The organism is Streptomyces sp. NPDC093546, from assembly GCF_044765045.1.
Classification (GTDB): domain Bacteria; phylum Actinomycetota; class Actinomycetes; order Streptomycetales; family Streptomycetaceae; genus Streptomyces.
In genome coordinates this window covers 449,826-473,297 of sequence record NZ_JBIWJG010000004.1, presented here as the reverse complement: position 1 = coordinate 473,297, position 23,472 = coordinate 449,826, and the positions used below count along the sequence as shown (strand labels likewise).

Below are 23,472 nucleotides of genomic sequence, written 5' to 3'. Positions count from 1 at the left end.
TCACATCGTGATGCCTGCCCTGGTGGCTTTAGACTCTCAGAGCTGCTCGCCGACGAAGACGGTGAGGTCGACGAGTCGGTTGGAGTAACCCCACTCGTTGTCGTACCAGCCGACGACCTTGACCTGCTTGCCCTGGACCATCGTCAGCAGCGAGTCGAAGGTGCAGGAGGCCGGCCAGTTGACGATGTCCGAGGAGACGATCGGGTCCTCGGTGTACTCCAGGATGCCCTTGAGCTGACCCTCGGCGGCCTTCTGGAAGGCGGTGTTGATCTCGTCCTTGGTGACCTCGCGGTCGAGCTCGATGACGAGGTCGGTGACCGAGCCGGTCGGGACCGGGACGCGCATGGCGATGCCGTCCAGCTTGCCCTTGAGCTGCGGGAGGACCAGCGAGGTGGCCTTGGCGGCGCCCGTGGAGGTCGGGATGATGTTCTCCGCGGCGGCGCGGGCGCGGCGCAGGTCCTTGTGCGGGAAGTCCAGGATGCGCTGGTCGTTGGTGTACGCGTGGACGGTCGTCATCATGCCCTTGACGATGCCGAAGTTCTCGTCGAGGACCTTGGCCATCGGCGCAACGCAGTTGGTGGTGCAGGAGGCGTTGGAGATGACGTGGTGGTTGGCCGCGTCGTACTTGTCCTGGTTGACGCCCATGACGATGGTGATGTCCTCGTCACTGGCCGGAGCCGAGATGAGGACCTTCTTCGCGCCGCCGGCGATGTGCTTCTCGGCGTCGGCCTTCTTCGTGAAGATGCCGGTCGACTCGATGACGATGTCGACGCCCAGCTCGCCCCACGGGATGTCGGCGGGGTTGCGCTCGGACAGCACCTTGATCGTGTGGCCGTCGACCGTGATGGTGTCGGCGGTGTGGCTCACCTCGGCCTTGAGACGGCCCAGGATGGTGTCGTACTTCAGCAGGTGAGCGGTGGTCGCGGTGTCACCCAGGTCGTTGACAGCCACGATCTCGATGTCTGCACCCTGCTCCAGCAGCGCGCGGAAGTAGTTACGACCGATGCGGCCAAAGCCGTTGATGCCTACGCGGATCGTCACGAACCGATCTCCTCGTTAGGTACGCCGGGTTTCGACGCCGGCGAGTTTTATTTGGGATGTCCCCGACCGATTACGACCCTACCCCGCCTAGGGCGCGCTAGTGACATCCAGCGCATCCGTCCGACCCCGGGTCCCGTACCTACTGGTGGGTACGGTTCCCGGGGCCTCTCACCGGTTACGCAGGGTCAGCGGCGGAGCGCGGTGAGCGCCCTTCCGAGGAGTTGCTTGCGCTCGGCCGCGGTGGCCACGTGCTCCAGGCCGAAGCCGAGGAGCACGGTGTCGCGGGTGGCGACGGCCGCCTGGGAGTGGAACAGCGCGGGCGAGCGCGTCCAGTCGGCGCCGTTGCCCGGGCTGCCGGCCGGCGGGCCGGTGACGGTCCAGGGGCCCAGCGAGGCCTCGAAGCCCTCGCCGTCCTGCCGGGCGGAGCCGACGACCAGCTCGGTGTCGTCGACGAAGACGCCCATCCCGCCGGTGCCGGGGTCGGTGACGTACGAGAGGGAGAGCTCGACCTTCTTGCCCGCGTACGCGCTCAGGTCGACGGCGGCCTGGCGCCAGCCGTTGGAGGCGCCGGTGAAGGCGTGCCAGGCGCCGGTGGTGCCGGTGGCCGTGCAGCCGTCGGCGCCGACGGTGAGGTAGCGCGTGAGGAAGGGGTGGCCGGCGACGTAGAAGCCTTCGCCGCAGTCGGTCGGGACGGTGGTGGAGGTGTTGCCGTTGGCGTCGGGGAGGGTGGTCCAGTCGTCCTGCCCGGCGGTGTGGGCCTCGACGACGACGTTGTCGTAGCCGGGCTCGGTGTCGTGGCTGAGGGCGAAGCGGAGGGTGGGCTTCGAGGCGGCGTCGACACCGGTGAGGTCGATGGTGCGGGTGAGCCGCGCCCAGGTGTCGTCGGCGTGCCGGACGGCCGCGAAGGAGGTGCCCTCGGACGGTTCGAAGGGGGTGCGCAGGCCGGGGTAGTCGCCGGCGGCGGCGCTGCGGAACTGCGGGAAGCGGTCCGGCGGGAGGGTGTCGGAGGTGACGGTGTAGGCGCCGGCGTGGTCGAGGGGGTTGCCCGCGACCGGGCCGAGCGACGCGCTCGCACCGGCGAAGGGCCCGGCCCCGGTGAAGCCCGTCGGGTCCTTCAGCCCGGCGCGGTGGTACGCGCCGAGGTAGTACTGCGCGAAGTCGTTGGAGTCGGCGCGGCCGATGTCGACCAGGCCGCCCGCCTGCTCGCCCGCGTTGACGAGCTTGCCGCCCTCGTTGAGGTAGTCGCGCACGGCGAGCATGGTGGGGCCGGAGGGCGCGTTCGCGCCGGTGTACCAGACGACGGTCCCGAAGTGGCCGAGCACGCCGAGCGGGTGTGGGGCGCCCTGGGTGGCGACGTCCCAGACGGCGGCGCGGCGGCCGTTGTCCCGCACGGCCCGGGTGTACGCGGCCGCGTGCTGCGCGGTGCCGCCCTCCTCGGCGAGGACCAGTACGTCGCCGCGCGGGCGGGCGGCGATGGTGTACGTGAAGGGGGCCGAGGAGACGCGTTCGCCGTCGCGGGTGCGGCCGGTGAACCAGACCTCGACCGTGTCGCCCGGTTCGCCGTCCTGGACCTCGGCGCGGTACTCGTCGTAGTAGAGGTTGTCCTCGCCGCCGTACGTCTCGCCGCCCTCCCAGGCTTCGAGGCGCTGGTCGTGGGTGCGGCCGCCGTTGACGCGGTACTTGAGCTCCTTGTCCCGCAGGGACCTGCGCGCGGTGACGGAGACCTCCTGGTCGGCGCCGTCGTACGCGTACGAGGTGGTGAAGGCGTCGGGGACGAAGGGGGGCGCGTCGGCGCCGGTCGGGGAGACCGGGTTGTCCGGGCGGGCGGCGGATTCGGCGACGGCGAGCGCGAACGGGATGTTCTTGGCGAGCTCCTGCTGGATCAGCTTCTCGTCGTCGGGGAAGGTGAAGACGGAGGCGCAGTCGGCCGGTTCCCAGGGGTCGTTCGGGTCGACGCGGGAGGCGGTGGCGCAGGTCGACATCTCCGGGGTGAACATCTGCATGCCGTTGACGTTGGCGGCGTGGCCGTCGGCTTCGCCGTTGGTGGTGTAGAGCTCGGAGGAGACCTGGGGGCGGTAGCCGGGGATCGCGGGCTTGGCCGGTGTGCCGGCCAGCGCCTTGAGGGGCACGTCGTCGGGGGTGTCGGTGGCGACCTGCCAGCCCACGCCGTAGAGGATCAGCTGGGCGGCGGAGTGGTAGTTGATGCCGTACTGGAAGCCGATCCGCTTCTGGAAGGCGTCGAGCGCCTTCGTCTCCGGCTCGGACATGGGGCCGGTGCCGCGGTAGGTCTCGTCGGCGGGGTCGGGGGACGAACCCTCGTCGTCGTAACCCCACTTGTAGGAGAAGTTGCGGTTGAGGTCGACGCCGTCGCCGGGGGTGATCCGGCCGTCGCCGTTGTTGTCGCGGAGGTTCTTGCGCCACTGGCGGTTGGCGGGGTCGGCGTGTGTGAAGTCGTAGCCGTCGGGGTTGGCGGAGAGCACGAACCACAGCTCGGTGGTGTCGACGATCTTCGTGATGCGGGGGTCCTTGCCGTAGCCGGCGAGGTAGTGGTGGAGCAGCCGCCGGGTCATCTCGGGGGTGATCCACTCGCGGGCGTGCTGGTTGGACAGGTAGAGGGTGGCGGGCTTGGAGCCGTCCTTGGACTTCTGGGCGGCTTTGGTGAGCTTGAGGGCGAGGATGTCCTGGCCGCGCACGGTCTTGCCGATGCTGACGACCTTGGTGATGCCGGGGTGGGCGCGGGCGGTCGCCATGATCTCCGCCTTGAGCCCCTTCTCGCCGCCGTACGGGCGGAAGACGCCGTCCCCGGCGGCGTCGAGGCGCTTCTCGGCGGCGGCGGGGACGGTGTACTCGGTGAGGCTGACGCCCTTGTCGCGCAGGCTCTTCGCCTGCGGCCCGGTGAGGTACACCTCGACGGTGGCGGTGCCCTTGTCGGGGACGCGCTCGCTCAGCTCGTGTCCGTCGGCACCGGCCTCGAGGAGCAGCTGCACCTGGTCCTTGCCGACCTTCGCGTGCCATACGGACAGGCGGTCGCCGTCCGCGTCGTCGTTCGGTACCGCTCCGGCGACGGGTCCCGCCGCCAGTCCGGCGATCAGCAGTGAAGCCGCGGCGAGGATCGATCTCGCTCTGCGTCTCATTAGCCCCCCTTGCTGTTGTCTGCCACGAAAGTGAACAGCGCCAGGCTTGTGAGACTTCATGATCATGTCAATACCGCCTCGGGGAGACCGGCCAGGTCTTGTACGGGGCCGGCGCGGGGGCCGGCGCGGGGCCGGGAAACGCCGCTGCCGGCGCCCCGGGGAGGGGGCGCCGGCAGCGAATGACACACACCGGGTTCTCGGACGTCAGCCGACGAGACCGTCGGCCATCTCCTCCGTCAGGCTGGACTCCGTGCCCGGAATGCCCAGGTCCTGAGCCCGCTTGTCGGCCATCGCCAGGAGGCGGCGGATCCGGCCGGCGACCGCGTCCTTGGTCAGCGGCGGGTCGGCGAGCGCGCCCAGCTCCTCCAGCGAGGCCTGCTTGTGCTCCATCCGCAGCCGCCCGGCAGCCGCCAGGTGCTCGGGCACCTCCTCGCCGAGGATCTCCAGGGCGCGCTGCACCCGGGCGCCGGCGGCGACGGCCGCGCGGGCCGAGCGGCGCAGGTTGGCGTCGTCGAAGTTGGCCAGGCGGTTGGCGGTGGCGCGGACCTCGCGGCGCATCCGCCGCTCCTCCCAGGCCAGCACCGAGTCGTGTGCCCCGAGCCGGGTCAGCAGCGCGCCGATCGCGTCACCGTCCCGGACCACCACGCGGTCCACACCCCGCACCTCGCGGGCCTTCGCCGGAATGGAGAGCCGCCGGGCGGCGCCGACCAGCGCGAGCGCCGCCTCCGGTCCCGGGCAGGTGACCTCCAGCGACGAGGAGCGGCCCGGCTCGGTCAGCGAGCCGTGCGCCAGGAACGCGCCGCGCCAGGCGGCCTCGGCGTCACAGGTGGCGCCGGAGACGACCTGCGGCGGCAGGCCCCGGATGGGGCGGCCCCGGCCGTCCACCAGCCCGGTCTGCCGCGCCAGCTGGTCGCCGCCGGCCACCACCCGTACGACGAAGCGGGAGCCGCGCCGCAGACCGCCGGGTGCCATCACGATCAACTCGGAGTTGTGGCCGAAGATCTCCGCGATGTCCCGCTTCAGACGGCGGGCCGCCATCGCCGTGTCCAGCTCCGCCTCGATCACGATCCGCCCGCTGACCAGGTGCAGTCCGCCGGCGAACCGCAGGATCGACGAGACCTCCGCCTTTCTGCAGCAGGTCCGGGTGACGGGAAGCCGGGAGATTTCGTCCTTCACCGCTGCCGTCATCGCCATGGGCCGATCCTTCCATGCATCCGAAAAATACGGTCGTACGCGGCGGCCAACAGCTCCGGGTCGTGCTTCGGCAAGCCGTCCTTCCTGGCCACCGGGGCCAGCTCGACCGCGGCACCGAGCCGCTGGGCGGCGTCTGCGAGGGACTCGCGGTCGGGTACGGCGGCCTCGTCGGCCAGCACCACGTCCAGGGCGAGTTTAGGGGCGTGTCGTCCCAAAACCTCCAAATGACGCTGCGGGGAGAAGCCCTCGGTTTCACCCGGCTGCGGCGCCAGGTTGAGCGACAGCACCCGGCGGGCCTTCGTCTCGATCAGGGCGTCCAGCAACTCGGGCACCAGAAGGTGCGGTATCACCGACGAGAACCAGGAGCCGGGGCCGAGGACCACCCAGTCCGCGTCCAGCACGGCCGCGACCGCCTCGGGCACGGCGGGCGGGTCGTTCGGCACGAGGTGCACCGACTGCACCTCGCCGGGCGTGAGGGCCACCGTGGCCTGCCCGCGCACCAGGTCCACGGCGTCCGGGCGCTCGGGATCATGGCCCTTGACCAGCGCCTGGAGCTCCAGCGGCACGGCCGACATGGGCAGCACCCGGCCGTGCGCGCCGAGCAGCCTGCCGACCAGGTCCAGTGCCTGGACGTGGTCGCCGAGCTGCTCCCACAGGGCGACGATCAGCAGATTGCCGACCGCGTGCTCGTGCAGCTCGCCCTGCGACTGGAAGCGGTGCTGGATGACCCTGGCCCAGGTCTGGCCCCAGTCGTCGTCGCCGCACAGCGCCGCCAGGGCCTTGCGCAGGTCCCCGGGCGGCAGCACGCCGAGCTCCTCGCGGAGCCGGCCGCTGGAGCCGCCGTCGTCGGCGACCGTGACCACGGCGGTCAGGTCGCCGGTGATGCGGCGCAGCGCGGCGAGGGACGCGGACAGGCCCATGCCGCCGCCGAGGGCGACGACCTTGGGCTGCGCGCCGCGTCGGCGGAGCGTACGAGCGGACAGGGTGCTCGTACGCCGGCGGTACGGCCTCACTCGCGCCCCATGTCCCGGTGGACGACGACGGTCTCGACTCCCTCGGAGGCGAGGCGGGCGGCGAGCTTCTCGGACATGGCGACGGAGCGGTGCTTCCCGCCGGTGCAGCCGACGGCGATGGTGACGTACCGCTTGCCCTCGCGGCGGTAGCCGGTGGAGATCAGCTGGAGCAGCTCGGTGTACCGGTCCAGGAACTCCTTGGCGCCCGGCTGGTTGAAGACGTACCCCGAGACCTCTTCGTTGAGGCCGGTGTACGGGCGCAGCTCCGGCACCCAGTGCGGGTTGGGCAGGAAGCGGCAGTCCACCACCAGGTCGGCGTCGACGGGCAGGCCGTACTTGTAGCCGAAGGACATGACCGTGGCGCGCAGCTCCGGCTCCTCGTCGCCGGCGAACTGGGCGTCCATCTTGGCGCGCAGCTCGTGGACGTTGAGGCTGGAGGTGTCGATCACCAGGTCGGCGTCGCCGCGCAGCTCGCGCAGCAGGTCGCGCTCGGCGGCGATGCCGTCGACGATCCTGCCGTCGCCCTGGAGCGGGTGCGGGCGGCGCACCGACTCGAAGCGGCGGACCAGGGCGTCGTCGGACGACTCCAGGAAGACGATGCGGCGGGTGACCTGCTTGGCGTCGAGGTCGGCGAGGGACTCGCGCAGGCTCTCGAAGAACTGGCGGCCGCGTACGTCGACGACGACGGCGATCCGCGCGACATTGCCCTGGGAGCGGGCGCCGAGCTCCACCATGGTGGGGATCAGCGCGGGCGGCAGGTTGTCCACCACGAACCAGCCGAGGTCCTCCAGGCACTTGGCGGCGGTGCTGCGCCCGGCGCCGGACATGCCGGAGATGATCACCAGCTCGGGGATGGCCGCCTCGGCGGCCTCACCGGGCTCCATCGTCGTGCCCGTACTCACGTGTGCTGCTCCGTCTTCTCGCTCTGCCGCCGGTCCGGCTGCCGGTTCGACAGCTGGTCCGGCTTTCGGTCCGGTCGCCGGGTCGACTGCCGGTCCGGTCGCCAGTGGCTCGTGCTCAGTCATCTCTGCTTCCCCCGTCCTGTGCGGTTCCCCCGCCGTCGTCTTCAATGATCTCTCCTGTCGCGGTGTTCACGGCGGGAGCGGCCGGGGCGGCCTGAGCGAGGGCGACGGCCACGGCTTCGGCGGTCTTCCGGCCGAGGCCCGGTACCTCGCAGATCTGCTCGATTGTCGCCTGCCGCAGCCGCTTCACCGAGCCGAAATGCTTGATCAGCGCCTGCTTTCGGGTGTCGCCGAGACCGGGGACGTCGTCGAGCGGGCTGGTCCTGATCCGCTTGGAGCGCTTGCTGCGCTGGTAGCGGATGGCGAAGTCGTGCGCCGTGTCCCGGACGCGCTGGAGGAGGTACAGGCCCTCGCTGCTGCGGGGCAGGACGACCGGGTCCTCCTCGTCCGGCAGCCAGACCTCCTCCAGGCGCTTGGCGAGGCCGCAGACGGCGACGTCGTCGATGCCGAGCTCGTCGAGGGCGCGGCGGGCCGCCGCGACCTGCGGGCGTCCGCCGTCGACGACGACGAGCTGGGGCGGGTAGGCGAACTTCCTCGGCCGGCCGGTCTCGTCGGCGAGACCGAGGGCGGTCGGCGCCTCGCCGGGTGCGGGGACCGTGCCGGGGGTGGTGCCGTCGGCACCGCCTGCGGCTCCGTCGGGCTCCTCCACCGCCCACTCGCCGGTCCGCTCGCGCTCCGCCAGGTACCGCTTGAAGCGGCGGCTGACGACCTCGTGCATCGAGCGGACGTCGTCCTGCCCCTCGAAGCCTCTGATCTGGAAGCGGCGGTACTCGCTCTTGCGGGGCAGGCCGTCCTCGAAGACGACCATGGACGCGACGACGTCCTCGCCCTGGAAGTGCGAGATGTCGAAGCACTCGATGCGCAGGGGGGCCGTCTCCAGACCCAGCGCCTCGGCGATCTCCTCCAGGGCGCGGGAGCGCGTGGTCAGGTCGCTGGCGCGCTTGGTCTTGTGCAGGACGAGGGCCTGCTGGGCGTTGCGGCCCACGGTCTCCATCAGCGCCTTCTTGTCGCCGCGCTGCGGGATGCGCAGGGAGACGTTCGACCCGCGGCGGCCGGTGAGCCACTGGGTGACGGCATCGACGTCCTCGGGGAGGGCCGGGACGAGGACCTCCTTGGGGACGGCGTCGCCGGTCTCGTCGCCGTACAGCTGCTGGAGCGCGTGCTCGACCAGGCCCGCGGTGTCGACCGCCTCCACCTTGTCGGTGACCCAGCCGCGCTGGCCTCGGACCCGGCCGCCGCGGACGTGGAAGATCTGGACGGCGGCTTCCAGCTCGTCCTCGGCGACGGCGATCAGGTCGGCGTCGGTGGCGTCGGCGAGGACGACGGCGCTCTTCTCCATGGCCCGCTTCAGGGCCTCTATGTCGTCGCGGAGCCGGGCGGCCCGCTCGTACTCCATGTCCTCGGCCGCCACCATCATGTCCTTCTCCAGGCGGCGGATGTACGTGCCGGTGCGGCCGGCCATGAAGTCGCAGAACTCCTCGGCCAGTTCCCGGTGTTCCTCCGGGCTCACCCGGCCCACGCAGGGGGCCGAGCACTTGCCGATGTAGCCGAGGAGGCAGGGGCGGCCGGTGCGCTCGGCGTTCTTGAACACCCCGGCGGAGCAGGTCCGTACCGGGAAGACGCGGAGCAGCAGGTCGACGGTGTCGCGGATGGCCCAGGCGTGGCTGTAAGGGCCGAAGTACCGGACGCCCTTGCGCTTCTGGCCGCGCATGACCTGCACGCGGGGGAAGTCCTCGTTGAGGGTGACGGCGAGGTAGGGATAGCTCTTGTCGTCGCGGTACTTGACGTTGAACCGGGGGTCGAACTCCTTGATCCACGAGTACTCCAGCTGGAGCGCCTCGACCTCCGTCGACACCACGGTCCACTCCACGGAGGCGGCCGTGGTGACCATGGTCCGGGTGCGCGGGTGCAGGCCCGCCAGGTCCTGGAAGTAGTTGGCGAGCCGCTGGCGCAGGGACTTCGCCTTCCCGACGTAGATCACCCGGCGGTGCTCGTCGCGGAACTTGTAGACCCCCGGCGAGTCGGGGATCTGTCCCGGCTTGGGGCGGTAGCTGGAGGGGTCTGCCATGCCTCACACCCTACTGGCGCCCACTGACACTCCGGGTGGGCTCACAGGCCCCGCGGGGGCCGTCGCGCTACGCGTCGGGGCCCGCGACCAGCTTGCCGTCGGTGACCTTGACGGGGACCTCCGGCAGCGCGGCGGTCGCCGGGCCCTTGAGCGCCTTGCCGGTCGTGACGTCGAAGCGGCTGCCGTGGCAGGGGCAGTTGCCCTCGATGCCCTCGATCTTGTCGAAGACGCAGCCCGCGTGGGTGCACTGGGCGCTGAACGCCTTGTACTGGCCCTTGGCCGGGCAGCTCACGACCAGCCGCTGCTCGCGGTAGAGCTTGGCGCCGCCGACGGGCACCTCGTCCGCCGCGCCGAGGTCGACCGGGGCGGTGGGGGTCGGGGTCTTCGCGTGGCCGAGCTTGGACTCGGTGGAGCAGGCGGCGGCGCCCAGCCCGGCGGCCCCGGCGAGGGCGGCACCTTTCAGCACGGTGCGGCGGGCTGCGGGCTGGCCGGACATGGGCGCTCCACGGGTCTCACGGCGGAAGGGGACGTCGGCGAAGGAACCACTCGGTGCGCGCCGACTCGGTACGGATCCGACGATACCCGCGTAGATGTGCGGCCCTTCCGCGGGGGCTGTCCCGCCCCTCGGCGATGGGTTACGTTCGGCCCGTGATCGTCGTGGCAGGAGAGTCCCTGATCGACCTGGTCCCCGAGCCCGGTGCCGAGGCCGCCCGTCCGCTCGCGCCGCTCGTGCCGCGGCGGGGCGGCGGCCCGTACAACACCGCGGTGGCGGTGGGGCGGCTGGGCGCGGACGTCGCCTTCTGCTCCCGGATCTCCACCGACGCCTTCGGCGAGGCCCTGCTGGAGGGGCTGCGGGCCGCGGGCGTCGCCACCGGACTCGTACAGCGCGGTCCCGAGCCGACGACGCTGGCGGTGGCCTCGGTGGGGGCGGACGGGTCGGCGCGGTACGGGTTCTACGCGCAGGGCACGGCCGACCGGCTCTTCGCGCTGCCGGAGCGGCTGCCGGAGGGGGTGCGGGCGGTCTCCTTCGGGACGTGCTCGCTGGCGCTGGAGCCGGGCGCGAGCGCGTACGAGGCGCTGCTGCTGCGGGAGGCGGGGCGCGGGGTGCTCACACTGCTGGACCCGAACGTCCGGCCGGGTCTGATTCCGGACGCGGACGCCTACCGGGCGCGGTTCGCGGGGTGGCTGCCGTATGTGTCGGTGCTGAAGCTCTCCGAGGAGGACGCCCGGTGGCTGGGCGGTTCGCCGGAGGAGTGGCTGGCGAAGGGGCCCTCGGCGGTGGTGCTGACCCGTGGCGCGTCGGGGCTGTCGGTGTTCACCCGCGGCCTGGACGTCTCGGTGCCGGCGGTGCCGGTGGCGGTCGCCGACACGATCGGCGCGGGCGACACGGTGAACGCCGCGCTGCTGCACGGCCTGGCGGGCCGCGACCCGGATGCCGTGGACTCCTTGGATGCCGACGGCTGGCGGGCGCTCCTGACCTTCGCGGCCCACGCGTCGGCCGTCACCTGCTCCCGCCCGGGCGCGGAGCCGCCGTACGCGGCGGAGTTGCCACAGTCGCTGCTGCCGCACCGGTGAAACCGGCGCCGCCCGGTGGCCCTTCCGTGTGGGGAGGGGGCACCGGGCGGCGCGGCCTGCGGCCGGGCGTCAGGAGGCGCGGCCGCGGGCCGACGCCGTCTTCTTCGCCGGGGTCGTCCGGGCCGTGGCCGTCTTGCGGCGCGGCGTACCGTCCGCCGCCGCGACCGCCTTCTTCGGCGCGCGCTTGCGGGCCGACGGCACCGACGGGACCGCGTCGCTGATGCGCTCCGGGTCGAGGATGTCCCGCAGGAACTTGCCGGTGTGGCTGGCGGGGACACCCGCGACCTGCTCGGGCGTTCCCTCGGCGACGACCAGGCCGCCGCCGCTGCCGCCCTCGGGGCCCATGTCGATGACCCAGTCGGCGGTCTTGATGACATCGAGGTTGTGCTCGATGACGATCACGGTGTTGCCCTTGTCGACCAGGTTCGACAGCACCTTGATCAGCTTCGAGATGTCCTCGAAGTGCAGACCGGTGGTCGGCTCGTCCAGCACGTACACCGTGCGCCCGGTGGACCGCTTCTGCAGCTCCGAGGCGAGCTTCACGCGCTGCGCCTCGCCGCCGGAGAGCGTCGGCGCCGACTGGCCCAGCCGTACGTATCCGAGGCCGACCTCGGTGAGGGTGCGCAGGTGGCGGGCGATCGTCGGGACGGCCTCGAAGAAGTCGAGGGCCTCCTCGATCGGCATGTCCAGCACCTCGGCGATGGACTTGCCCTTGTAGTGGACCTCCAGGGTCTCCCGGTTGTAGCGCGCCCCGTGGCAGACCTCGCACGGGACGTACACGTCCGGCAGGAAGTTCATCTCGATCTTGATGGTGCCGTCACCGGAGCAGTTCTCGCAGCGGCCGCCCTTGACGTTGAAGGAGAAGCGGCCGGGCAGATAGCCGCGGACCTTCGCCTCCATCGTCTCGGCGAAGAGCTTGCGGACGTGGTCGAAGACACCCGTGTACGTCGCCGGGTTCGACCGCGGGGTGCGGCCGATGGGCGACTGGTCGACGTGCACGACCTTGTCGACGAGGTCGTCGCCGTCCACGCGCGTGTGCCGCCCCGGCACCGACTTGGCACCGTTCAGCTCGCGCGCGAGGTGGGTGTAGAGGATGTCGTTGACCAGGGTCGACTTGCCGGATCCTGAGACGCCGGTGACCGCCGTGAGCACGCCGAGCGGGAAGGAGACGTCGATGTCCCGCAGGTTGTTCTCGCGGGCGCCGTGCACGGTGAGCCGGCGGGACGGGTCCACGGGCCGCCGGACGTCGGGGGTCGGGATGGCCCGCTTCCCGGACAGGTACTGCCCGGTCATCGACTCCTTGTTGGTCAGCAGCTGCTTCAACGGACCGGAGTGGACGACCTTGCCGCCGTGCTCACCGGCGCCCGGGCCGATGTCCACGACCCAGTCCGCGACCTTGATGGTGTCCTCGTCGTGCTCGACGACGATGAGCGTGTTGCCCATGTCGCGCAGGCGCACGAGCGTCTCGATGAGCCGGTGGTTGTCGCGCTGGTGGAGACCGATGGACGGCTCGTCGAGCACGTACAGCACACCCACCAGGCCGGAGCCGATCTGGGTGGCGAGCCGGATGCGCTGGGCCTCGCCGCCGGAGAGCGTGCCGGCCGCGCGGTTCAGCGAGAGGTAGTCCAGGCCCACGTCCACGAGGAAGCGGAGCCGTTCGTTGACCTCCTTCAGCACGCGCTCGGCGATCTTCTTGTCGCGGGCGTTCAGCGTGAGGCGGCCGAGGAAGTCGGCGCACTCGCTGATGGACATCGCCGAGACCTCGGCGATGGACTTCTCCATGACCGTGACCGCGAGGACGATCGGCTTGAGGCGCGTGCCCTCACACGTGGGGCAGGGCACCTCGCGCATGTACCCCTCGAAGCGCTCACGGCTGGAGTCGCTCTCGGCCTCGCTGTGCCGCCGCTTGACGAAGGAGACGGCGCCTTCGAAGGCGGGGGTGGTGTACGCCCGCTCCCGTCCGTACCGGTTGCGGTAGCGGACCTCGACCTGGGTCTTGTGCCCGTACAGCAGGGCCTTCTTGGCGCGGGCGGGCAGCCCGGCCCACGGGATGTCGGTACGGAAGCCCAGCGCGGCGGCGAGCCCGCCGATCAGACGGCCGAAGTACTCCTTGGTGTGGCCGTGCGACCACGGGTGGATCGCGCCCTCGTCGAGGGAGCGCTCCTCGTCCGGGACGACGAGCTCGGGGTCGACCTCCATGCGCGTACCGATGCCGGTGCACTCGGGGCAGGCGCCGAAGGGCGAGTTGAAGGAGAAGGAGCGGGGCTCCAGCTCCTCGAAGGAGAGGTCGTCGTACGGGCAGTAGAGGTGCTCGGAGTACATCCGCTCGCGCTCGGGGTCGTCCTCGGGGAGGTCGACGAAGTCGAGCACGACCATGCCGCCGGACAGGCCGAGCGCGGTCTCCACGGAGTCGGTGAGCCGGCGCTTGGCGCTGTCCTTCACCGTCAGGCGGTCGACGACCACCTCGATGGTGTGCTTCTCCTGCTTCTTCAGCGTGGGCGGCTCGGCGAGGTGGATGGTCTGCCCGTCCACCCGGGCCCGGCTGTAGCCCTTGGTCTGGAGGTCGGCGAAGAGGTCGACGAACTCGCCCTTGCGCTCGCGCACCAGCGGCGAGAGCACCTGGAAGCGGCTGCCCTCGGGCAGCTCGAGGACCTTGTCGACGATGGCCTGCGGCGACTGGCGCGAGATCGGGCGCCGGCACTCGGGGCAGTGCGGCTTGCCGATGCGCGCGAAGAGCAGGCGCAGGTAGTCGTAGACCTCGGTGATGGTGCCGACCGTGGAGCGCGGGTTGCGCGAGGTCGACTTCTGGTCGATCGAGACGGCCGGGGAGAGGCCCTCGATGAAGTCGACGTCCGGCTTGTCCATCTGGCCGAGGAACTGCCGGGCGTAGGAGGAGAGCGACTCGACGTACCGGCGCTGCCCCTCGGCGAAGATCGTGTCGAACGCGAGGGAGGACTTGCCCGACCCGGAGAGCCCGGTGAAGACGATGAGGGAGTCACGCGGGAGGTCGAGCGAGACGTTCTTCAGATTGTGCTCGCGCGCGCCACGGACGATGAGACGGTCGGCCACGCCGGTCCGCACCTTTCTTGAGAGAAGCGGGGGCACAGCCCCCGTCCCAGACTGTTCAAGCCTACGGGGGGCCGCCAAACGGATGAGTGCCTGACTTTCAAGGATGCCTCCACCGAGCGTATAGCACGCGCATTCGATTTCCGGCCTTCCTCAGCCACCTTCACCCGATCGTGTGGCGGCGCTAGGGTCGGCGGCATGATCGACCACGTGCATGACCTGGCCTCTGTACGCGAGGCGACCGAGCGGCTGCTCACCGCGGCCACCAAACTGGACGACGCGGCCGTCGCCGCGCCCTCCCGGCTGCCGGGCTGGACCCGGGGCCATGTGCTGGCCCACCTCTCACGTAACGCGGACGCCCTCGTGAATGTTCTCCAGGGCCGTCCGATGTACGTGAGTGCCGAGGCCCGCGACGCCGACATCGAGCGCGACGCGCCGCGCCCGCTCGCCGCCCAGCTCGACGACGTACGGAAAAGCGCCGCGCGGTTCCAGGCGGAGGGCGAAGTCCCGGCCGACTGGGACCGGACGGTGGAGCTCCGCAACGGCGTGACCGACCGCGCCGTCCGGGTGCCCTTCCGCCGCCTCGTCGAGGTGGAACTGCACCACGTCGACCTGGGCATCGGCTACGAGCTGGAGGATCTTCCGCAGGAGTTCACGGAGCGGGAGATCGAGTTCCTCGCCGACCGGTTCTCCGGCAACGCGACGGTGCCGCCCACCCGGCTGCTGGCCGGTGGCCGGGAGTGGCGCACCGGCGGCGAGGAGGGCACCGAGGTGACCGTCTCGGGCCCGGCGGCCGACCTCCTCGGCTGGCTCGCCGGCCGCCGCGACGGCTCGGCCCTGGAGGTCCGCGGTGGCACCCTCCCGGCGCTGCCGCCGCTATAGCCTGGGTTCATGACGTACAGCGGAGCGGTCAGGGTCGGCGGGCCCGCGGATGCGCACGAGCTCACGGACCTGATCATCTCGAAGGTCGCCGTCGGCCCGATGGACAACAACTCCTACCTGCTGCGCTGCCGGACCACCGGCGAGCAGCTGCTGATCGACGCGGCGAACGAGCCGCGGACGCTGCTCCGGCTGATCGGTGACGACGGCATCGCCGCCGTCGTCACCACTCACCGCCACCACGACCACTGGCAAGCGCTCGCCGACGTCGTGGCGGCCACCGGCGCCCGTACGTACGCCGGGCGGTACGACGCCGAGGGCATCGACGTCCCGACGGACGTGCCGGTCGAGGACGGGGACACGCTCCGCGTGGGGCGGGTCGAGCTCACCGCGCGGCGGATGGTGGGGCACACGCCCGGCTCGATCGTGCTGATCTACGACGACCCGCACGGCCATCCCCACGTCTTCACCGGTGACTGCCTCTTCCCCGGCGGCGTCGGCAACACGCGCAAGGACCCCGACGCCTTCGCCAGCCTGATCCTGGACGTGGAGACGAAGCTGTTCGACGTCCTGCCGGACGAGACCTGGATCTACCCGGGCCACGGCAAGGACACCACGCTGGGTGACGAGCGCCCGCATCTGCCGGAGTGGCGCGAGCGCGGCTGGTGACCACCGTGGGGAGCGTGCGCGCTGTGTGCTTCCGCGCGCCCCGTGACGCGGCGTAACCATGGTGTGCGCGGGGTGGTTGGCGCGGCATGCGCCAGAGTCACACCGCACCCGCTCCGTCCGCGAACTCGGAAACGAACCCGTCCACGAACCCGTCCACGAACCCGTCCATGAGACGGCTCGCCCTAGCCGCCCTCGCCGGGACGGCGGTCGAGTTCTACGACTTCTTCGTGTACGGGACCGCCGCCGCGCTCGTCCTGGGGCCGCTGTTCTTCCCGACCTTCTCGCCGGTGGCCGGGACGCTGGCGGCGTTCGGCACGTTCGCGGTCGGTTTCCTCTCACGCCCGCTCGGTTCCGCGCTGTTCGGACACATCGGTGACCGGTACGGGCGGCGTCCGGTGATGCTCGCCTCGCTGCTGCTGACGGGCGCGGCCACGGTCGCGGTCGGCTGCGTACCGACGTACGCGACGCTCGGCGTGGCCGCTCCCGTCCTGCTGCTCGTGCTGCGGTTCGTGCAGGGGCTCGGGCTCGGCGGGGAGTGGGGCGGGGCGGTGCTGCTGACGGTGGAACACGCCCCGGAGCGGCAGCGGGCGCTGTGGGCGAGCTTTCCGCAGGTGGGGCCGCCGGTGGGATTCCTGCTGGCGAACGGGGTGATCCTCGGCCTGTCGGTCGGGCTGAGCGACGCCCAGTTCCGGGAGTGGGGCTGGCGGGTGCCGTTCTGGGCGGCCGGGGTGCTGGCGGCCGGCGGGCTGCTGCTGCGCCGTTCGCTGCGGGAGACTCCGCAGTTCGAGGAGATGGCCGAGACGGGGAAGCGGGCGAACGCCCCTCTGGTGGAGGTGGCGCGCGGCCACTGGCGGCTGGTGCTGCTGACGGCCGGGGCGCTCGCGGTCGGATACGCCGTCTTCTACGCGGTCTCCACCTGGGCGCTGGCGTACGGCACGGAGCGGCTCGGCGTAAGCCGTACGGTGATGCTGGTCTGCATCATGGCGGCGGTGGCGATCAGCGGCGTGGTGACGCCGTTCGTCGCGGTGCTGGGGGACCGCTTCGGGCGGCGGCCCATGTGCCTGGCGGGCTGCGCGGCGTCCGCGCTGTGGATGTTCCCGATGGTGGCGCTGTTGCACACCGCGCGGCCGCTGCTGATGTTCCTCGGGTTCTCCGGCGCACTGCTGGCCTTCATCACGACGTTCGCCGTGGTGGCGGCGTATCTGCCCGAGCTGTACGAGCCAAGGGTGCGGTGCACCGGTGCCGCGGTCGGCTACAACCTGGCAGGGGTGGTGGGCGGCGCGCTCACGCCGATCGTGGCGACGGCCGCGGCGGGGGGCGCCGGGCCGCCGTGGGGTGTGGCGGCGTATCTGAGCGGGATCGCGCTGCTGAGCTTCGGGTGCTTCGCGCTGCTGCCGGAGACACGGCCAAAGCCGGTGGCGGAGCCTGCCGGGGGCGAGGCCGTGGAGTCGGCCGGGGAGTCGGCGACGGTGTGACGAGGCCGCTCAGCGCAGGTCCTTCCACCACCGCCTGTGCGGGTCCGTTCCCCGTCCACACAAGCACCGGCCGGTGCGGGTCGCCATGCGAACCCGTACCGGCCGGCTGAGCCTGTGCCTGCTGCGGCGCGTACAGCGGCCGTCAGGCCTCGACGCTGTCCTTGTCCGCGGCGGCCTCGGCGGCCGCCTCGCGCTCGGCCTGCTTCTTCGAGGCGATCAGGCTGGTGATCGTGGTGATGATCAGCACGGCGCAGATGAAGGCCAGCGAGACCGGGATCGAGATCTCCGGGACGTGCACCCCGGACTCGTGCATGGCGTGGAGCACCAGCTTCACGCCGATGAAGCCGAGGATCACCGACAGGCCGTAGCTCAGGTGGACCAGCTTCTTCAGCAGGCCGCCGATGAGGAAGTACAGCTGCCGCAGACCCATCAGGGCGAACGCGTTGGCCGTGAAGACGATGTACGGGTCCTGGGTCAGGCCGAAGATCGCGGGGATGGAGTCCAGCGCGAACAGCACGTCCGTGGTGCCGATGGCGAGCATGACGACCATCAGCGGGGTCAGGATGCGCTTGCCGTTGTTGCGGATGAAGAGCTTGGTGCCGTGGTACCGGTCGGCGACACCGAAGCGGTTCTCGATGGACTTCAGGAGGCGGTTCTCCTCGAACTCCTCCTCCGGCTCGTCGGCCCGCGCCTCCTGGATGAGCTTCCAGGCGGTGTAGATCAGGAACGCGCCGAAGATGTAGAAGACCCAGGAGAAGCTGGCGATGATCGCGGCGCCGGCGGCGATGAATATCGCGCGCAGGACCAGGGCGATCAGGACGCCGATGAGCAGCACCCGCTGCTGGAGGTGGGTCGGCACCGAGAACTTCGCCATGATCAGGACGAAGACGAAGAGGTTGTCGACGCTGAGCGACTTCTCGGTGATGTAACCGGCGAAGAACTCGCCGGACGCCTGGCTCTCGCCGAAGACGAGCAGGCCCAGACCGAACAGCGCGGCGAGGACGATCCAGACGACCGTCCAGGTTCCCGCTTCCTTCACCGACACGTCATGGGGCTTGCGCCCGATGAAGAAGTCGGCCGCGATCAGGATGGACAGACCGAGAACGGTCGCCACCCACAGGTTCATTGAAACGTCCACTGCGCCTCCGGCGTCGTACGGCTACTGATCAGCGTCGTCGCTGCCGGAGGTCTCTTCCACCCGAGGCCCCGCCGGTTCTCACCGCCGGACGCCACACGGGCCGACGCCCCGGGACCGGTCGTGATCCGACCGTCCGTATTGACGGGAACGCCGCACGTGGGAGTACTCCCCTCCGCGCAAAGAACAGTACCGCATTCACCAAAGGAAGGTAAAGGGGAAAGTAAAGGGAGTCCCAAGTGTGCAGGTCAGGGACGCCTGTAAGGGCGGGCGTCGGCGACCTGGGACAGGACCTGGCGCAGGATGCCGCTGCCCTCCGGGACCCGAGGGGGCTCGTACGTCCAGGCATGGCCCACCCACGGGTCGGCGAGATGGTCGTCCGGGACGGGCGTGACCCGCAGCAGCGCACGCCACAAGGGGTCGAGCACCGGGCCGTACGCCCGGGCGTCGTCGCGGTCCGCGACCATCAGCAGGTGCACGCCGACGGCCGGGCCCTCGTCGGCGAGGTAGCGCAGCCGCGTGAGGGCCCGGTCGTCGAAGCCGTGCGGGAAGTCGTTGACGATCAGCAGCTGCTCGGCGGTGTCCAGGTCGGGCGGGAGGGAGTCGGCCGCCCCGCCGCGGACGGCCATCTGCACCAGGTCCACGCGGTCGGTGAGCCGGCCGAGGACGTCGGACACTCCCCCGGCGCCGGACGCGGGCGGCCCGGCGAGCACGCCGGAGCCGGTGAGCGGGGCGAGGGAGGCCGCCGCCGAGCCCGCCGGGTCGATGACGTGGACGGCGTACTCCCCCGCCGGATGGACCGCGACGATCCGCGCCGCGAGCGACACCGCCGTGTCCATGGCGAGCCGGCGCAGCACGGCGTCGTCCACGCCGGCGGCCTCGGCGGCCTCCGAGCGGCCGCTGTCCACCCACAGACCGCGCGCCAGCGGCAGCCGTACGAGCATCGGGATGCGCAGCTCCGGGCTCTCCGGGAGGTGGAGGTCACCGAGGCGCAGGGCCATCGGGGCCTCGGTGGGGACGCGGTAGGCGTGCCAGACGGGGTTGTCCCAGCCGGCGAACGCGGGCGGCAGGGCGGGCTCGACGACCTGCGCCTCGGCGGTGAGCTGCGCGAGGTCCCGGTCGAGCGCCTCGCGGGCCCGGGCGGTCAGCTCGTCGTGCTTGGCGCGGGCGGCGGCCCGTACCGCGTCGCCGCCGGCCCCGATACGGCTGCGCGGGTCGGACAGGACGCGCTCGAGCTCCTGGTCCATGCGGGACTCGGCGAAGTCGACGGCGCTGCGGTAGGCGGCTGTGGTGCGGGCCAGGTCCTCGAACATGCCCCAGACCTGGTTGTAGAGCCGCTCCTCCATGGTCCAGCCCGACGCGTCGCCGGCCACCGGCGCTGGGGGCTGTCGCGAGGCCGCCGGGACCGGGGCGGCCTGCTGCGGCGGGGCCTGGCGGCGGGGGTGCGTGTAGTCGATGGGGCCGGCCGTCGCGGGCGCGTCCCGGCGGGCGCGGTCGCCGTCGGCGGTACGCGTGGTCCGCACGGTACGCGGCGGGGGCGCGGCCACCGCGCGGCTCATGCCCTTCGCGACGGCCTCCTGGATGGCTCCCGCCAGGTCCGCGGCCGGGTCGAGCCCCTGGTCGGCGAGGAGCGCCGTGAGGCCGCCCGCGTACCCCTGGCCGACGGCGCGGACCTTCCACGCCTCCTGGCGGCGGTAGAGCTCCAGGGCGACGACGGCGGACTCGCGGTCGAGACCGGTGACGGTGTAGTCGGCGATGCCGGTGCCGTCGAGGGTGGTGACGGAGACGAAGGGCGCGGCGACGGCGCCGAACCGGTCCGGGCCGCCGAGGCCGAGGGGCAGGGCGAGCAGCACCGTGACCCGGTGGACGGCGGCCGGCAGCGCGTCGAGGTCGACGGCGAGCCGGTGGTCGGCGGCGGCCTGGCGGGAGACCTCCACACCGGGCAGGGCGGGCGCTCCGGGGTGGACGACCCACTCGGGACCGTGGACGCGGCCGTCCTCGTCGCCGAGCGTGGCACCGGCCATGACCGGCTCGCCGGCCGACACCCGGATCTCGAGTCGGGCGTGGGGCAGTGGATGGTTCTGTCCCCGGACCAGCTCGGCCGTCATGCGCCTGTTCCCCCTCGTAGCTGCGACAGCTCGAACGCTGCGGCAGCTCCCGGGGGCGACCTGGTGCCTCCGGGAGCTGCGGATGGACGCGGTGCTCGTCGCCGCGTGGGCGGCGACGAGCCGTGGTCTTACAGGTGCGGCACGATCGCCGGCATGAGGTCCTGGAACGTACGGCCGTTGGCCGGGTTGCCCAGAGCCGTCATCTGCCAGCCGGAGCCGGCCCGGTGCACCTTGGCCATGATCTGCGCGGTGTACTGGCCGCCGCCGTCGAGCGTGTAGCGGGCGAGCTCCTGGCCGTTCGTCTCGTCGACGATGCGGCAGAAGGCGTTCTGCACTTCCTGGAACGTCTGGCCGGTGAAGGAGTTCACCGTGAAGACGATCTGGTCGATGTGGACGGGAACGCGCTCGAGGTCGACGAGGATCGCCTCGTCGTCGCCGCCCTGGCCGGCGCCGCCCACCAGGTTGTCGCCGGTGTGGCGCACGGAGCCGTCGTCGCTGACCAGGTGGCGGAAGAAGACCACGTCGATGGGCTGCTTGTCGGCGAAGAGCACGGCCGAGGCGTCGAGGTCGATCTCCCGGGTGCGGGAACCGAACAGACCGCGGCGCGGCGCGGCCTGCCAGCCGAGCCCCATCCGCACGGCGGTCAGGGTGCCTCCGTCGCTCTTCTGCAGGTTGATGGCCTGACCCTTGGTCATGTTGACCGTCACCGCTGTCCCCTCTCGTTGCGTTCCCCCGCGACCGTCTGCGAGTGCGGTTGCCAGCACCCTACGCAGAACGGCCGGGACCGCAGCAGGCGCGGCCCTCTTTTGTGGCGGTGTTGCAACACAGCCGGTCGCCGCGGCGTCATTCGCCTCACTCGTGCGTCGCGGCGGACCGGCTGTGGCAGTGCGGCAGCCGACCGGCTGCGGGGTCGGCCGGCTGTGGGGGCGTCAGGCGATGCCCGCCTCCTTCATCTGCCGCAGCTCCTTCTTCAGCTCGCTCACCTCGTCGCGCAGCCGCGCGGCCACCTCGAACTGCAGCTCCGCGGCGGCGGCCCGCATCCGGTCGGTCATCTCCTCGATGATGCCCGCCAGTTCGGCCGCGGGGCGGTCGCTGACCAGCGCGCCCTTGGAGGCGGCCTTGGCCGCCTTGCCGCCCTTGCCGGCCTTGGCCGCCGTGGCGCCGCCGAGGGAGGGCACCGGCGCCTTGGCGCCCTTGCCGTCCTTGGACTTGCGGTAGCCGGTGCCGAGCAGCTGCTCGGTGTCGACCTCCTCGCGCGCGATGGTGGCCACGATGTCGTTGATCTTCTTGCGGAGCGGCTGCGGGTCGATGCCGTTGGCCTTGTTGTACGCGACCTGCTTCTCGCGGCGCCGGTTGGTCTCGTCGATGGCCTGCGCCATGGCGGGCGTGACGGTGTCCGCGTACATGTGGACCTGGCCGGAGACGTTGCGCGCGGCGCGGCCGATGGTCTGGATCAGCGAGGTGCCCGAGCGCAGGAAGCCCTGCTTGTCGGCGTCCAGGATGGCCACCAGGGACACCTCGGGCAGGTCCAGGCCCTCGCGGAGCAGGTTGATGCCGACCAGGACGTCGTAGTCACCGGCGCGCAGTTCGCGCAGGAGCTCGATGCGGCGCAGGGTGTCGACGTCGCTGTGCAGATAGCGGACCTGGATGCCCAGCTCCAGGAAGTAGTCGGTGAGGTCCTCGGCCATCTTCTTGGTGAGGGTGGTGACCAGGACGCGCTCGTCGCGCTCGGTGCGCAGCCGGATCTCGTGCACCAGGTCGTCGATCTGCCCCTCGGTGGGCTTGACGACGACCTCGGGGTCGACGAGGCCGGTGGGGCGGATGATCTGCTCGACGAAGCCGTCCGAGCGGGACAGCTCGTACTGTCCGGGGGTCGCCGACAAGTAGACGGTCTGGCCGATCCGCTCCTGGAACTCCTCCCACTTCAGCGGCCGGTTGTCGAGCGCGGACGGCAGCCGGAAGCCGTGGTCGACCAGCGTCCGCTTGCGCGAGGCGTCGCCCTCGTACATGGCGCCGATCTGCGGGACGGTGACATGGGACTCGTCGATGACGAGGAGGAAGTCCTCGGGGAAGTAGTCGAGGAGGGTGTTGGGCGGGGAGCCGGGCTCGCGGTCGTCGAAGTGCATCGAGTAGTTCTCGATGCCGGAGCAGGAGCCGATCTGGCGCATCATCTCGATGTCGTACGTGGTGCGCATGCGCAGCCGCTGCGCCTCCAGCAGCTTGCCCTGCTTCTCCAGCTCGGCCAGGCGCACCTCCAGCTCGCGCTCGATGCCGTTGATCGCCTTCTCCATGCGCTCCGGGCCCGCCACGTAGTGGCTGGCCGGGAAGACGTAGAGCTCCCGGTCGTCGCTGATGACCTCGCCGGTGAGCGGGTGCAGCGTGGACAGCGCCTCGATCTCGTCGCCGAACATCTCGATGCGGACGGCGAGCTCCTCGTAGACCGGGAAGATCTCGATGGTGTCGCCGCGCACCCGGAAGGTGCCGCGGGTGAAGGCGAGGTCGTTGCGCGTGTACTGGATGTCGACGAAGCGGCGCAGCAGCTCGTCGCGGTCGATCTCCTCGCCGACCTTGAGCGGGACCATCCGGTCCACGTACTCCTGCGGCGTACCGAGGCCGTAGATGCAGGAGACGGAGGCGACCACGACGACGTCGCGCCGGGTGAGCAGCGAGTTGGTGGCGGAGTGGCGCAGCCGCTCGACCTCCTCGTTGATGGAGGAGTCCTTCTCGATGTAGGTGTCCGACTGGGGGACGTACGCCTCGGGCTGGTAGTAGTCGTAGTACGAGACGAAGTACTCCACGGCGTTGTTCGGCAGCAGCTCGCGGAATTCGTTGGCCAGCTGCGCGGCCAGCGTCTTGTTCGGCGCCATCACGAGGGTGGGGCGCTGGAGCTTCTCGATCATCCAGGCGGTCGTCGCCGACTTGCCGGTGCCGGTCGCGCCGAGCAGGACGACGTCCTTCTCGCCCGCCTGGATACGGCGGGCCAGGTCGGCGATGGCCGTGGGCTGGTCGCCGCTGGGCTGGTAGGGGCTGACGACCTCGAAGGGCGCCACCGAACGTTCGATCTTGGAAACGGGCCGCATGCAACAACCGTAC

At 71.3% G+C, this 23,472-nt stretch carries 16 protein-coding genes; 4 read left to right on the top strand and 12 right to left on the bottom strand.

What is annotated here, in order from left to right:
• Positions 1 to 36: 36 nt before the first annotated feature.
• From gap to ACIRNI_RS11750, 7 genes are all read right to left on the bottom strand, one after another.
• Complete coding sequence (gene gap / locus ACIRNI_RS11780) at positions 37 to 1,041, bottom strand: type I glyceraldehyde-3-phosphate dehydrogenase (protein ID WP_403550586.1); 1,005 nt, start codon at positions 1,039 to 1,041, stop codon at positions 37 to 39.
• A gap of 185 nt (positions 1,042 to 1,226) precedes the next feature.
• Positions 1,227 to 4,175 (bottom strand): M14 family zinc carboxypeptidase, encoded by a 2,949-nt coding sequence (locus ACIRNI_RS11775; RefSeq protein WP_403550584.1) that lies wholly within the window; start codon positions 4,173 to 4,175, stop codon positions 1,227 to 1,229.
• 204 nt (positions 4,176 to 4,379) lie between these two features.
• Positions 4,380 to 5,369, bottom strand: coding sequence for a DNA-binding protein WhiA (gene whiA / locus ACIRNI_RS11770; protein ID WP_355360120.1), 990 nt, complete (start codon positions 5,367 to 5,369; stop codon positions 4,380 to 4,382).
• Positions 5,360 to 6,382, bottom strand: a complete 1,023-nt coding sequence (yvcK, locus tag ACIRNI_RS11765; protein WP_403550582.1) for a uridine diphosphate-N-acetylglucosamine-binding protein YvcK — start codon at positions 6,380 to 6,382, stop codon at positions 5,360 to 5,362. Before yvcK ends, whiA begins: the two co-directional genes overlap by 10 nt.
• Entirely contained in the window at positions 6,379 to 7,266 is an 888-nt protein-coding gene (rapZ, locus tag ACIRNI_RS11760; protein WP_355360389.1) for an RNase adapter RapZ, read from the bottom strand. The genes yvcK and rapZ overlap by 4 nt, the downstream gene beginning before the upstream one ends.
• A 133-nt stretch (positions 7,267 to 7,399) precedes the next feature.
• Complete coding sequence (gene uvrC / locus ACIRNI_RS11755) at positions 7,400 to 9,472, bottom strand: excinuclease ABC subunit UvrC (RefSeq protein WP_403550581.1); 2,073 nt, start codon at positions 9,470 to 9,472, stop codon at positions 7,400 to 7,402.
• Positions 9,473 to 9,539: 67 nt separating this feature from the next.
• Positions 9,540 to 9,968: a Rieske (2Fe-2S) protein gene (locus ACIRNI_RS11750; protein ID WP_403550579.1), complete on the bottom strand. Its 429-nt coding sequence runs from the start codon at positions 9,966 to 9,968 to the stop codon at positions 9,540 to 9,542.
• A gap of 152 nt (positions 9,969 to 10,120) precedes the next feature.
• Here ACIRNI_RS11750 and ACIRNI_RS11745 point away from each other — a divergent pair, with 152 nt between their 5' ends.
• Entirely contained in the window at positions 10,121 to 11,047 is a 927-nt protein-coding gene (locus ACIRNI_RS11745; RefSeq protein WP_403550576.1) for a carbohydrate kinase, read from the top strand.
• Between the two features lie 69 nt (positions 11,048 to 11,116).
• Here the strand turns inward: ACIRNI_RS11745 and uvrA are convergent, their stop codons facing one another.
• Positions 11,117 to 14,116, bottom strand: coding sequence for an excinuclease ABC subunit UvrA (gene uvrA / locus ACIRNI_RS11740; protein ID WP_403550575.1), 3,000 nt, complete (start codon positions 14,114 to 14,116; stop codon positions 11,117 to 11,119).
• Between the two features lie 195 nt (positions 14,117 to 14,311).
• Between uvrA and ACIRNI_RS11735 the strand changes: the two genes are divergently transcribed.
• From ACIRNI_RS11735 to ACIRNI_RS11725, 3 genes are all read left to right on the top strand, one after another.
• Entirely contained in the window at positions 14,312 to 14,995 is a 684-nt protein-coding gene (locus ACIRNI_RS11735) for a maleylpyruvate isomerase family mycothiol-dependent enzyme (RefSeq protein ID WP_403550573.1), read from the top strand.
• A 9-nt stretch (positions 14,996 to 15,004) separates the two neighbouring features.
• Positions 15,005 to 15,661: an MBL fold metallo-hydrolase gene (locus tag ACIRNI_RS11730; protein ID WP_403550571.1), complete on the top strand. Its 657-nt coding sequence runs from the start codon at positions 15,005 to 15,007 to the stop codon at positions 15,659 to 15,661.
• Positions 15,662 to 15,828: 167 nt separating this feature from the next.
• Positions 15,829 to 17,136, top strand: coding sequence for an MFS transporter (locus tag ACIRNI_RS11725; RefSeq protein WP_403550569.1), 1,308 nt, complete (start codon positions 15,829 to 15,831; stop codon positions 17,134 to 17,136).
• Between the two features lie 142 nt (positions 17,137 to 17,278).
• Here ACIRNI_RS11725 and ACIRNI_RS11720 read toward each other — a convergent pair whose 3' ends face one another.
• The 4 genes from ACIRNI_RS11720 to uvrB form a co-directional block, all read right to left on the bottom strand.
• Positions 17,279 to 18,274: a TerC/Alx family metal homeostasis membrane protein gene (locus ACIRNI_RS11720; RefSeq protein ID WP_403550567.1), complete on the bottom strand. Its 996-nt coding sequence runs from the start codon at positions 18,272 to 18,274 to the stop codon at positions 17,279 to 17,281.
• A gap of 245 nt (positions 18,275 to 18,519) precedes the next feature.
• Positions 18,520 to 20,379, bottom strand: a complete 1,860-nt coding sequence (locus ACIRNI_RS11715; protein ID WP_403550565.1) for a TerD family protein — start codon at positions 20,377 to 20,379, stop codon at positions 18,520 to 18,522.
• A gap of 128 nt (positions 20,380 to 20,507) precedes the next feature.
• Entirely contained in the window at positions 20,508 to 21,086 is a 579-nt protein-coding gene (locus tag ACIRNI_RS11710; RefSeq protein WP_403550563.1) for a TerD family protein, read from the bottom strand.
• Positions 21,087 to 21,308: 222 nt separating this feature from the next.
• The gene (gene uvrB / locus ACIRNI_RS11705) at positions 21,309 to 23,459 is read right to left on the bottom strand and encodes an excinuclease ABC subunit UvrB (RefSeq protein ID WP_403550562.1); all 2,151 of its coding nucleotides are present in this window, start codon (positions 23,457 to 23,459) and stop codon (positions 21,309 to 21,311) included.
• Between the last annotated feature and the right edge of the window lie 13 nt (positions 23,460 to 23,472).